Below are 12,012 nucleotides of genomic sequence, written 5' to 3'. Positions count from 1 at the left end.
GGCCGCCGGGGCCAGCGTCGTGGCCGGGCCGCTGCAAAGCCCGATCGTACTGGGGGTCAAGGAAATCCCCGAAGCCGAGCTCGAGCCCGGCCGTGTCTACGTCTTCTTCTCCCACACCATCAAGGGCCAGCCCTACAACATGGCCATGCTGCGGCGCTTGCTGGAACTGGGCTGCACGCTTATCGATTACGAACTGATCGTCGACGGGGCGGGGCGGCGCAGCGTCTTCTTCGGGCGCCATGCCGGGTTGGCCGGCATGATCGACGCGCTCTGGCTGCTGGGCCGGCGCTGGCAGTTGGAAGGCCTGGAGACGCCGTTCGCCGGCATCAAGCAGGCGATCGACTACCCCGACGCTGAAGCCGCCAAGGCGGCCGTGGCCGAGGCCGGTGCGCGCCTGGATAAGGACGGCCTGCCCGAGGCCTGCCGGCCGCTGGTCTGCGGCTTCGCCGGCTACGGCCACGTCTCGCAGGGCGCCCAGGAGATCTTCGATTTGCTGCCGGCCACGGAAGTAGCGCCGCAAGACCTGCCAGGTGCCGGTGACACTTGCCTCAAAACCGTCTTCCGCGAAAAGGACATGGTGGTGCGCCGGGACGGCGGCGCCTTCGAGCTGCAGGAATATTACGACCGGCCCGAGCTCTACCGCGGCCGCTTCGCCGACTACCTTCCTCACCTGACCCTGCTGGTCAACGGCATCTACTGGGAAGCCAGATACCCCCGGCTGGTCAGCCGCCAGGACCTGGCCGCGCTTTACCAAGGCGAGGCCGTGCCCAGGCTCTGTCTCATCGCCGACATCAGCTGCGACATCGAAGGCGCCATCGAGTGCACCGTGAAAGCCACGGATCCGGGAGAACCCGCGTACGTATTCGAGCCCCTGACGGAATCCGTGATCGACGGTATCGCCGGTGAGGGGCCGGTCATCCTGGCCGTCGATACGCTGCCCTGCGAGCTGCCGGTGGATGCTTCGGTCGATTTCAGCCGGGCGCTCCGGCCTCTGATCCCGGCCCTGGCGAAGGCCGATTTTTCGGCCCCGCTCGATGAGAGCGGCTTGCCGCCGGCCCTGCAAAACGCCACCATCGTCTACCGGGGCAAACTGACCGGGCGTTATCGCTACCTGGAGGAATCGCTATGAAAAGGATCTTGCTTCTTGGGGCCGGCCTGGTGGCCCGGCCGCTGGTGCGCTACCTGCTCGATCTGGAAGGCGTGAGCTTGACCGTTGCCAGCCGCACCAAGGCCAAGGCGGACGCCATGGTGGCCGGCCACGCCGACGGCACGACGCTGGCGCTCGATGCCGACGATGGCGGGGCCATGGCCGAGCTTATCAAGTCTCACGACCTGGCCATCAGCCTGCTGCCGCCCAGGCTGCACACCGCCGTGGCGGCGCTTTGCGTGGAGCACCAGAAGCACATGGTGACGACCAGCTATTCGACGCCGGCCATGCGCCAGCTCGACGGCCCGGCCCGGGCCGCCGGGGTGATCATCGTCAACGAGGTCGGCGTCGACCCTGGCCTCGACCACATGGCGGCCATGCGCACCATCGACCGCATTCGCGATGGCGGCGGCCAGGTCACGGGTTTCAGATCCTATTGCGGCGGCTTGCCGGCGCCCGAGGCCAACGACAACCCGTTTGGCTACAAGTTCTCCTGGAGCCCACGCGGCGTGCTGACGGCAGCCGCCAACGACGCCCTCTATCTCGAAGACGGCAAAACCATCGAGACCCCGGGGCCGGAGCTGTTCGGCGATTTCCATTTGCTTCCCGTCGAGAGCCTGGGCGAGCTGGAAGGCTTCCCCAACCGCAATTCGCTCGACTATATCGAGGTCTACGGGCTCGAGGGCGTGCGAACCATGTATCGCGGCACGCTACGCTATCCGGGCTGGTGCGACACCTTGAAGGCCATCGTCGACTTAGGCATCCTCAACGAAAAGCCGGTGACCTATGCCGCCGGCACCACCTATGCCGATTACACGGCATCGTTTCTCAGCGATTCCGCCAGCGCCGACGTTCGGACCGGCGTGGCGGCCCAGTTGGGGCTGGCGCCGGAGGCGGCGGCGCTCGACAACCTGGCATGGCTGGGCTTGTTCGAGACTACCGCCATCCCCGGTGCCGGCCAGCCGACGACGGCGCTCGACGTGCTCTCCGAACGCATGCTGGAGACCATGCCCTTCCGGCCGGGCGAGCGCGATATCCTGGTGCAAGTGCATACTTTCGATGCCGAATACCCCGACGGCCGGCGCCAGCGCACCACGGCGACGATGATCGACTACGGCCAGGCCGACGGCGATTCTTCGATGGCCCGCACCGTCGGCCTGCCGGCTGCCATGGCGGTGCGCCTGGTCATCGAGGGCAAGATCGAGGGCCCCGGCCTGCATGTCCCGGTAACCAAGCAGTTCTACGGGCCGATCCTGGACGAGCTGGAGAGCCACGACATCGGCTTCGAGGAAACTACCGAGGACCTGCCATAAACTAAAGTTGCATGACGCAACTTAGTTTGTTAGGGTCCAGCCGGGGGCTAGCGGGGAGATTTGCTGTGAGAATAGCGGGTTGCGATCTCGGTACGGCTTCGGTGGGTTTCGTCATCGCCACGGTCGGCGGCGACGGCAAGGTGACATTCGAGGACAAGCGCTACGCGCTGCATGAGGGCGACCCCATGGGCCTTTTCCAGGCCTGGTACCGCGATAACGACGTGGCCTCGTGCGCTGCCTTGGCGGCCACCGGCGTCTATGCCGACGAGCTACGGAGCCCGGTGCTGGTATTGCCCGAGGACAGCTGCCAGGAAGCGGCGCTGGAATTATCGCCCAAGCTCGAGGGTGCGCTCAACCTGGTCAGCATCGGTGCGCGGGGCTACGGCGTGCTGAGCCGCCGGGCCACGACCAACGGCGGCAGCAAGTACCTTTACCAATATCTCGAGAACGACAAGTGCTCGTCGGGCACCGGCGAGAACATCCAGAAGATCGCCGAACGTTTCGGCCTGGGCATCGAAGAGGCCGATCAGATGGCCTTGCTGGCCGGCGATGCCATCCCCATCACGGCGCGCTGCACCGTCTTCGCCAAATCCGAGATGACCCACTTCGCCAACCAAGGCAAGCCCACGGGCGAGCTCTTCAAGGGCTATTTCGGCTCGGTGGCGCGCAACACCCGCTCGCTGCTCGGCCGCAACCAGGTCGAAGGACCGGTCTATCTGATGGGCGGCCCGTCGTGCATCGCTTCGGTGCGCCAGGCCTTCGAGGAGATCTTGGGCGAAGCCGTCAAAAGCCCGCCCCTGGCAGAGTGCTTCGAGGCCGCCGGCGCCGCCGCCATCGCCGCTCAGCAGGCACGCGGCGCGCCGCCTGCGACTTTGCCGGCCGATCCGGTCGAGCTGATCCAGGCCGGCGAAAACCGCTTTCAAGTACTGGAACCGGCCAGCAACCTGCGTGACAACGTGACGATTATGGCCGAGCCCTTGATCCCCGAAGGCGCCGCTGATGAGCCCGCCATACTTGGCCTCGATCTGGGTTCGACCGGCGCCAAGGCTGTGTTGACCTCGATCGAGACGGGCGAGGTGGTGCTGGACGTCTACGACAGCACGCGCGGCAACCCGGTCGATGCGGCGCGGCGACTGGTGGCAGCCTTGTTGGAAAAGACCGAATCCGACGTACGTGCCATCGGCGTTACCGGCTCGGGCCGCGAAGCGGTGGCGACGCTGCTGCGAGCCGTCTATCCCGACAGCGACAACATCGTCGTGCTCAACGAAATCGTGGCCCACGCCACGGCTGCCAGCCGCTGCGATGTCGATGATGGCGCCGACCTTTCGGTCATCGAGATCGGCGGCCAGGATGCCAAGTACATCCGCGTCCAGGGCGGCCGCATCGTCGAGAGCGACATGAACAAGGCCTGCTCGGCCGGCACCGGCTCGTTCCTGGAAGAACAGGCCAATCTTTACGACGTGCACGACATCCAGGATTTCGTCGATCAGGCCTCGGCGGCCCGGCGGCCGCCCGAGTTGGGCCAGATGTGCACCGTCTTTGTGGCCGACGCGGCGGCGCTGGCGGTCAAGGAAGGCTTTGGCCGTGACGACATCTTCGCCGGCTTCCAGTATTCGGTGATCCACAACTACCTCAACCGCGTCATGGGCCAGCGCACGCTGGGCCAGCGCGTCTTCTTCCAAGGCAAGCCGGCTTCCAATCCCTCGCTGGCCTGGACCCTGGCGGCGGTGACGGGGCGCGAGATCGTGGTGCCGCCCAACCCGGGCGCCATGGGGGCTTGGGGTATCGGCCTGTGCGCCATCGAGCAGATGGGAGCCCCGGCCCTGCAAGCCGCCGCCGCACTGAATCTAAAAGGCATCTGTGATGCCGAGATCACGGATCGTTCGGAGTTTCAGTGCCGCGACGCCGATTGCCAGATCCTCTGCCCCATCGAGCGCACCACCATTCAGGTCGGCGAGACCAGCCGTCAGGCGGTCTCGGGCGGGGCCTGCCCCAAGTTCGAGGTCTCGACCAAGACCCAGCCCAAGCTGGCCAAGGAGGCACCCAATCCTTTCGAGCTGCGCGAGGAGCTGATCGACGGCTTCGTGCAAGAACGCCCCGGTGCCGCCCTGCTTGGCGTTCCCGATATCGGTGCCATATCCGGGCACGTGCCGTGGCTCGCCGCCTTCGCCGAAGAGCTGGGGTTCTCGGTCAAGCTGTTGCGCTCTGACAAAAACTCGCTGGCGGCCGGGGAGCAGCTCTGCAACAGCTTCGATTCCTGCGGTCCGGTGAAGATCGCCCACGCCGTGACCGACGCCGAGGTCGATCTCCTGCTGATCCCCAAGATCTTCCGTATTTCGGCCGGCAACGGCCGCGGCGGCCAGACCTGCCTGACCGAACAGGCCATGCCCGAGACGGTAGAGCAATCGCTGATCTCGCGCGGCCGCGACGTCAAGATCGTGCGGCCCTGCATCACCTTCGGCGACGGCCTGGAGACAGCCGAGTTGGTGGCCGAGCTGGAGCGCGTGGCGCCCGAATTGGGCGTCGACGCAGCCAAGATCGCCAAAGCCGTGACCCGTGCTGCCGAGGCCCAGCTGGCCTACGAAGCCGGCTTGATGGAGATCGGCCATCAGGCGCTCGCCTACGCCCGGGCCAACGACGTGCCGGCGGTGGTGCTGGCCGGTCACCTGCACGTCATCTGCGACCGGGCCTCGAATGCCAACATCCCCATGCTGCTCCGGCGCAACGGCGCCATGGCCGTGCCCGTCGACTGCTACCCGGTCGACGAGGACACACCGGGTCTGTGGAAAGCCTACTGGGGCAACGACAACCGAGCGCTGAGGGCAGCCGTTTGCGCCCGCGACAAGCGTGATGCCTTCCCCGTGCTGCTAGCCTCCTTCGGCTGCGGCCCGTCGTCGTTTACCGAACAGATCTTCCAATCGCTGCTGGATGGCTATCCCCACACCATCCTGGAAAGCGACGGCCACGGCGGCGAGGCCGGGTTCGTCACCCGCATCCAGGCATTTTTGCAATCCGTGCACCAGTTCCGCGCCGATGCCGAACCTCAGGTGCCGGACAATGCCAAGGCCATCGAATACGTCGATCCCAAGCGCAGGAAGGGCGCCTACATGGATCCGGACATGCATTACGTGGTGCTCAGCGTAACCGATTATTTCGGTCCGGCGTTCGCCGCGGTTTACCGCGCCTATGGCTTCGACGCGGTACCGGCGCCTGTTATCAGCGAGGAAACCACGCGCGTGGGCAAGGCCGACTGCTCAGGCAAGGAGTGCATGTCCTATCAGCTCGTCTGGGGCGCCTTCCGCAGTTACCTGGAAGATAACCCGCCGCTCAAGCAGACCGAGCTTCTGCAGCTCACCGGCCGCATGTGCCGGGGCGGCGTCTACGACGTCAAGGACAAGATCAGCATCGAGAAGATGGGTTTCGACAGCAATGTCTCCGTCGACGGCCTCAAATTCGGCTCCGATCCCGCCATGGCCATGCTGATCTGGGCCGGGCTCTCGGCCATGGATCTCTTGCGCCAGCTCTATCTCTACCACCTGCCCGTCGAGGGCCGGGCGGGCGAGGCACGGGCGTTGTTCGACGAATGCGCCCAAAAAGTGATCGACATCCTCGAGGTGCGCCACGGCGACGACGCCGCCAGCCAGGCGGCCTTCGAGCAGAAATCGGCGGAAATAGGCGAAGTGCTGCTCGACGCCGGCCGGCGCTATGCCGAGATGGACGCCGGCTGGACAGGCAGCCGCGACTTCCGCCAGGTCTATGTCTCGGGCGACGGCATGACCAAGGGCAACGACGTGGCCAACGCCGGCCTCTTCCTGCGCATGAGCGAACAGGGCTTGCGCCTGGTGGTCGAACCCATCACCGAGTTCTTCGAATACCTCGGCCGGCGCCATCCCCATCTCCTTTTCGGCCGCAAGGCGACGCTGGAGAGGGTGCGACCCATGGTACTGGCCCAGGCCAAGGTCAAGGCCCGCTACTACGCTGGCGTCGGCGAACTCCACCCCTGGCTGCCCCAGCCCAACGTCGAGGCCTCGGCCGCCAAGGCCGAGGAGCTGATCGACCCGGCAACCTACGGACCGGCCGCCTTCGAGGTCGGCAGCGTGCTCAACAACTGGGAGACCGGGCTTTACGAGGGCGTCGTCATGGCCAGTTGCTGGGGCTGCGATTCGAGCCTGGTTTCCGAAGGCCTGTTGCGCTACCGCAAGGACATCCCGTTCTTCTTCTTCTACGACGACGGCACGCCCTTGGACGAGCGCCGGGTGCGCGGCTATTGCTATCGGCTGCACCGCGCGGCCGGTGCGGCCGGGGATGGCGCAGCCGAGGGAAACTTGGCAATCGCGGAGATCGGAGTGGCAGCGGAGGCCCCGGAGGCGGCGGCCGCGCTTGAATGACGCCATGCGCCGGCCGGCCCTGTCGTGGTATATTCGCGGCCGGGGACATCGGGGGCCTTCATGGTCTAGCTGACGCCATCATTCGAGTTGGAAAACAAGCCGGTGGACGAGGACCACCGCCGCCTTATCGGACAAATCAACGACATCATCAAAGCCCTTGACGAGGGCCGCCCGGAGGATAGTGCCGCGCTCGTGCCCGATTTCATCGCCTTCACCAAGAAGCATTTCCAGCGCGAGGAAGACCCGTCCCGCCTCGTCGCGATTGACGAAATTGATGGACGGCAGGGTTACTCCGTCCACCTCGATCAGGAACGGTTCTAACGTGCCATCGCGCGCCAGCTTCCACACCCCGCCTGAATCGGCGAGATTGGCTAGCAGGAAACCGCCGTCCGGCGTCATCGAGAAACCGTTGGTTATCAATCCTTCGGGGATGTCCCCCTGGGTGGCCAGAATAAGCTCCGGCGCTGCGTTGCCGAGCAAACGCGCGACACCGCCACGCCGGTCGGAACAATAAATCTCGCCTTTCCGTGTGACTGCGACGCATTCCGGTCGATCCAAATCGCGGCCAATGAAGGTTAGCTGGGAAATGTCGATGCGTTCCATGTTGCCATCCCGATGTCCAGCGGAGTGCCAAACCAAAAAAGAGTTTCCGGCCTGCCCTCGTTAGATGGTCCATCGCCTATGAGAGAGTCTGGCGCTTGGTTGTGCCCTGCTGTTTGGCGTGAAGCGTAGCGTAAGATCGAGCAGCAGGGCGTGGCAAGATGGCTTGTTGAGGCTGCCTTGGTTGAAACGTATTTGGCCTCCTTCCAGACGACCTAATGTCGGCTCTGGGTCATTAGCGACTTTTTGGCCCCGCTGCCACTGCGGCCGGAGTGCCTCCAGCCGCGGACCTGCCGCGATCACAAAAGAAACTGCCGGTCAGCAGCTTAGCGGCCCTCGAAAGCGGGGTTTCGTTTTTCGCCGAAGGCGGCCAGGCCTTCTCGAGCGTCGGCGGAATCGGAATGCTCGATGGCCAGGCGTTCTTCGGCCCGCAGGGCTTCGTCTTCGTCGAGCCGCGTGGCATCTGCGACCAGCGACTTCATGCGCTTGAGGCCCAGCGGGCTCTTGGCGGCGATGGTCTGGGCCAGTTCCTGAACCTCGTCCATAAGATCCGCGTCGGCACAGACTGCGGTCACGAGGTCGAGGTCGAGCGCCTCGCGGGCGCTGACGAAGCGGCCGGTAAAGAGCAACAATTTGGCGCGCTGCGGCCCGATGCGCCGGGTCAGGCGCACCGAGCCGCCGCCGGCCGGAATCAAACCATAATTGGCATGGGCGTCGCCCAGCTTGGCGCCTTCGGCGGCCACCGCCAGATCGCAACACAGCACCAGTTCGAGACCGCCGGCGAGCGCCAGGCCGTTGACGGCGGCGATGACGGGCTTGGGGAAGGCGGCCAAATGGCTGACCACCGGCCTCGCCACCTCGATGAAGGCGGCGATGGCGGCGCCCGGGGTGGCGCCGGCCACGTCCTTGAGATCGGCGCCGCCGCAAAAAGCCCGGCCGGCACCTGTCAGCACCAGCACCCGGACGTCCGGATGGGCCTCGAGGCTTTCCAGCGCCGAGCCCAATTCGCGCATCAGCGGCATGGTCAGGGCGTTCATGGCCTGGGGCCGGTTGAGCGTGATCCAGGCCACGGGGCCGCGGTGTTCGACGATGATGGTGCTGCTCATGGTTTCAGCTCCCTGGCGGCGATAGCAAACACCCCCTTCCCCCTTTGTGGGACAAGGCATGCACACATCGCATTGTTAACGTTCCGGTCAGGCCTGGCACCGGCTGAGCCGTGGAAAAGCCCTGTAGATTCACCACAGAGGCACAGAGGCACAGAGATTCTCTTAGAGGCCAATGGCGCCGGTTGTCTGGTCGGCGTTATCGCCAAGGAAGCGTCCCGATACCTGTATCGGTGGGTCAGCGTCCGGTAAGAAGACAGCTGAGACCCGATGAGAACCGTTGGCTCATGAAGTCTCCGCCGCGGCGCGCCCCGAAAACTCTCTCTGTGCCTCTGTGCCTCTGTGGTCAATTCCCCATGCTTCAAGCGGCTGCGCCCTTGAAGATGCGTGCATCCCTTCGCCTCGATGGGGGAGGCTTCGGCAGGGGGTGGCATCTTGGCGCGTGAAGGCCACCGTCTCGGCGGCCGGGTGCGGCGCTACGTGCGGGTCGGCAGCGCCATCGGCGGCGTCGCGGCCAGGCTGGCCGGCGAGCGCGTGCTGGGCATTCCCATCGACCGGGCCGGCCATGCCGCTGATCTGCGCCGCGCCCTGGGTGGCCTCAAGGGGCCGCTGATGAAGGTGGCGCAGCTCTTGTCGACCATCCCCGAGGCGCTGCCCAGGGAATACGTCGCCGAGCTGGCCCAGTTGCAGGCCAACGCGCCGGCCATGGGCTGGCCCTTCGTCAAGCGCCGCATGGCCAGCGAACTGGGCCGCGACTGGCAGGGAAAGTTCGCCGACTTCGAGCACCAGGCCGCCGCCGCCGCCTCGCTGGGCCAGGTCCACCGGGCCACGGCGCACGATGGCCGTCAGCTGGCCTGCAAGCTGCAGTACCCCGACATGGGCTCGGTGGTCGAGGCCGACCTGCGTCAGCTCAAGCTCATCTTCGCCATCTACGGCCGCGGCGAGACAGCCATCGACACCACCCACGTGCACGCCGAGATCAGCGAACGCCTGCACGAAGAACTCGACTACGACCGCGAGGCCCGCCACCTGCGGCTCTATGCCGAACTCTTGGCAGACGAGCCCCACGTCCACGTGCCCGAGGTGGTGCCCGAGCTTTCCAGTGGGCGGCTGCTTAGCATGACTTGGCTCGAGGGCCGGCCGCTCTGGGATTTCCTCGATAGCGACCAGGAGACGCGCAACCGGATCGCCCTCAATCTCTTCCGCGCCTGGTACCTGCCCTTCTACCAGGGCGGCGTCATTCATGCCGATCCCCACCTCGGCAACTACACGGCCCGGCCAGATCTGGCGCTCAACCTCTTGGACTTCGGCTGCATCCGCATCTTCGAGGCGCGCTTCGTGCAGGGCGTCATCGACCTCTACCGGGCAATCCGCGACGACGACCGCGAACTGGCCGTGCACGCCTACGAGACCTGGGGATTCGTAGGGCTTTCCAACGAGGTTCTCGAAACCCTCAACCTGTGGGCCGAATTCGTTTATGCGCCGTTGTTGGAAAACCGTTCGCGGCGCATTCAGGAGTTCGAGGAATCCGGCATCTACGGCCGTGACGTGGCGGAAAAAGTGCACCGCCAGCTCAAGGAACGGGGCGGTGTGACGCCGCCCAGGGAGTTCGTCTTCATGGACCGCGCTGCCATCGGGCTGGGCGGTGTCTTCCTGCGCCTCAAGGCCGAGATCAACTGGTTCGAGATGTTCCACGACCTGATCGAGGACTTCGACGAGGCCAAGCTGCGGCGGCGCCAGACCCGGGTGCTGAAAAAGCTGGGGATCGAGCTGGAAGGCTGATCCTTACTCAAAGAACCTTCCTCGCCGAAGAAAACAATATCCTATGACGGGCGTTGCTGTATTATGTTTTGGGCATTAGGCTAGGCTGTGTGTTGTGGTTTTGGCCTTTCCATCCTGGACCGTCATGAGAGAATATTTTGTTATTGATCCGTTCCGCGTGTTTGAATTTTTTTTGGCCATTTTCTTTCACATGTTAGCAACAACAGGTGAAGCATGAGATTTGGTATCACAAATGCAAGATGTTTTCACTTTCTTTCCCCGCGCAAGATCTCCCCAATCACCATATTGCTTGGGGAAAATAGCACCGGAAAAACGTCGTTTCTAGCGTTATTTCGATTGGCTGTGGATCTACTTCTCTCTCAGGACACTCCAAATTTCAACAAAGATCCATTTTTCTTAGGTGCATTCGATCAGATAGCACATTATCGAGGTGGCCGGGCTGGGCGTTCTGACACCTTTGAGTTATCTATTGTCACTAGTATCCAGCGCGGAAAGTCACGCAAACAGGTCGATGCAGTTTTTACTTTCTTGTTTGGCAAGAGAGGATCTCAGCCTACCATACGTGAATTTTATTTTTCGTGCGAGGATCATAAAATTTCGATCAGTTCGACATCGGGAAAATCTTCTGAGGTCCGAATTAACTGGCCTTCTGGTGAAGCAATAGTACCCACCGACGAGACTCCATTTTTGCCATTTATTTCACAAGAAAGTATTTTTGACATGCGCTATTTCTCATTTTTTCTTAGGCACTACCCCAATTTTGGGATGGAGTTTTCAGGGGAATCAGCTCCTCCAAAAAGGGTCATAAATAGTTTGTCGAAATATTTCAATTCAGCGATTTCGACGATTCGAAAACATCCATATGCTTTTGGACCAGTCCGTAGCAAACCCCAAAGAACGTATGATCCGGTTGATGATACACCGCGCTCGGAAGGCGAGCATGTACCCATGGTAATGGCAAAATTACGATTCACGGATCGGGACCGCTGGGAGAGATTAACCCCCTACTCCGCCGCTTCCTCCGGCCGTTCGCGAAAACGCTCGGCTTCCGGGATGGCCTCGTATTCCGCCTTGTTCCTGCCCCTACCCTCGGCGATCAGCGTCTCGCGCATGGTGTAGGCGTTGCCGGGCCAGGCGGACATCTCGCTCTGGGGCGTCCACTCCGTGGGTTCGGGCCAGTGGCCGGGCTGGGGCTCGGCGCCTTCGGCGACGATTTCCATGGGCACGGCCTCGTCCATGGCCGGCACCTTGGTGATCTCCATGCAGTCCCAGCTCACCTCGAGGGGGATGTTGTTGGGATCGAAGAAATAGATCGACCAGATGATGCCGTGGTCGACGGCGCCGCTGACTTCGCAGCCGGCCGCCGTCAGGCGGTCCTTGAGCTCGAAGAGCTCGGCCCGGCTGGCGGTGGTGAAGGAGACGTGGTCGAAGCCCAAGGGCGCCCGCGTCGGGCTGCCGTGGTTCTTGGGCTCCATGGGGCTGGCGCCGGCGTACTCGAAAAACGCCACCTGGGTGTTGCCGCCGGTGAAAAAATAGTGGCGGAAGCCGGGATGGCCGATGCCGGCCGTCAGCTCCATGCCCAAGAGGTCGCGATAGAAACGAATGGTCTTTTCCATGTCGCCGGTGATGAAGGCGAGATGATTGATGCCGCTGAGTTTCATGGTCCACCCCCGCGCCAT

Annotated in this window: 7 protein-coding genes; 4 read left to right on the top strand and 3 right to left on the bottom strand. The window is 63.7% G+C overall.

Annotated features, from left to right (window positions below; translation table 11 throughout):
• The 3 genes from QGG75_19160 to QGG75_19150 form a co-directional block, all read left to right on the top strand.
• Positions 1-1,129 (top strand): hypothetical protein (locus QGG75_19160; GenBank protein MDP6069349.1); only part of this gene is annotated, 1,129 nt, incomplete at its 5' end.
• Complete coding sequence (locus tag QGG75_19155) at positions 1,126-2,460, top strand: saccharopine dehydrogenase C-terminal domain-containing protein (GenBank protein ID MDP6069348.1); 1,335 nt, start codon at positions 1,126-1,128, stop codon at positions 2,458-2,460. The genes QGG75_19160 and QGG75_19155, both read left to right, overlap by 4 nt.
• A 65-nt stretch (positions 2,461-2,525) precedes the next feature.
• Complete coding sequence (locus tag QGG75_19150) at positions 2,526-6,848, top strand: BadF/BadG/BcrA/BcrD ATPase family protein (GenBank protein MDP6069347.1); 4,323 nt, start codon at positions 2,526-2,528, stop codon at positions 6,846-6,848.
• Between the two features lie 78 nt (positions 6,849-6,926).
• Here the strand turns inward: QGG75_19150 and QGG75_19145 are convergent, their stop codons facing one another.
• Both QGG75_19145 and QGG75_19140 read right to left on the bottom strand, forming a co-directional pair.
• Positions 6,927-7,451, bottom strand: coding sequence for a hypothetical protein (locus tag QGG75_19145; protein ID MDP6069346.1), 525 nt, complete (start codon positions 7,449-7,451; stop codon positions 6,927-6,929).
• A 323-nt stretch (positions 7,452-7,774) separates the two neighbouring features.
• The gene (locus QGG75_19140; protein MDP6069345.1) at positions 7,775-8,554 is read right to left on the bottom strand and encodes an enoyl-CoA hydratase/isomerase family protein; all 780 of its coding nucleotides are present in this window, start codon (positions 8,552-8,554) and stop codon (positions 7,775-7,777) included.
• A gap of 402 nt (positions 8,555-8,956) precedes the next feature.
• On the opposite strand from QGG75_19140, the gene QGG75_19135 reads away from it, so the two are divergent.
• Positions 8,957-10,333, top strand: coding sequence for an AarF/ABC1/UbiB kinase family protein (locus QGG75_19135; protein ID MDP6069344.1), 1,377 nt, complete (start codon positions 8,957-8,959; stop codon positions 10,331-10,333).
• 1,004 nt (positions 10,334-11,337) lie between these two features.
• Here QGG75_19135 and QGG75_19130 read toward each other — a convergent pair.
• Positions 11,338-11,994 (bottom strand): VOC family protein, encoded by a 657-nt coding sequence (locus QGG75_19130; protein MDP6069343.1) that lies wholly within the window; start codon positions 11,992-11,994, stop codon positions 11,338-11,340.
• Positions 11,995-12,012: the final 18 nt, after the last annotated feature.

It is taken from the genome of Alphaproteobacteria bacterium (assembly GCA_030740435.1).
Lineage (GTDB): Bacteria > Pseudomonadota > Alphaproteobacteria > UBA2966 > UBA2966.
Note: the sequence above shows the minus strand (reverse complement) of the source record. Positions and strands in the feature narration are given on the sequence as shown.

Bases quoted from the DNA above. Each gene is read 5' to 3' on its own strand.
- QGG75_19135 (MDP6069344.1), top strand. From the start codon at position 8,957: ATGGGGGAGGCTTCGGCAGGGGGTGGCATCTTGGCGCGTGAAGGCCAC.
- QGG75_19130 (MDP6069343.1), bottom strand. From the start codon at position 11,994: ATGAAACTCAGCGGCATCAATCATCTCGCCTTCATCACCGGCGACATG.
- QGG75_19140 (MDP6069345.1), bottom strand. From the start codon at position 8,554: ATGAGCAGCACCATCATCGTCGAACACCGCGGCCCCGTGGCCTGGATC.
- QGG75_19155 (MDP6069348.1), top strand. From the start codon at position 1,126: ATGAAAAGGATCTTGCTTCTTGGGGCCGGCCTGGTGGCCCGGCCGCTG.
- QGG75_19145 (MDP6069346.1), bottom strand. From the start codon at position 7,451: ATGGAACGCATCGACATTTCCCAGCTAACCTTCATTGGCCGCGATTTG.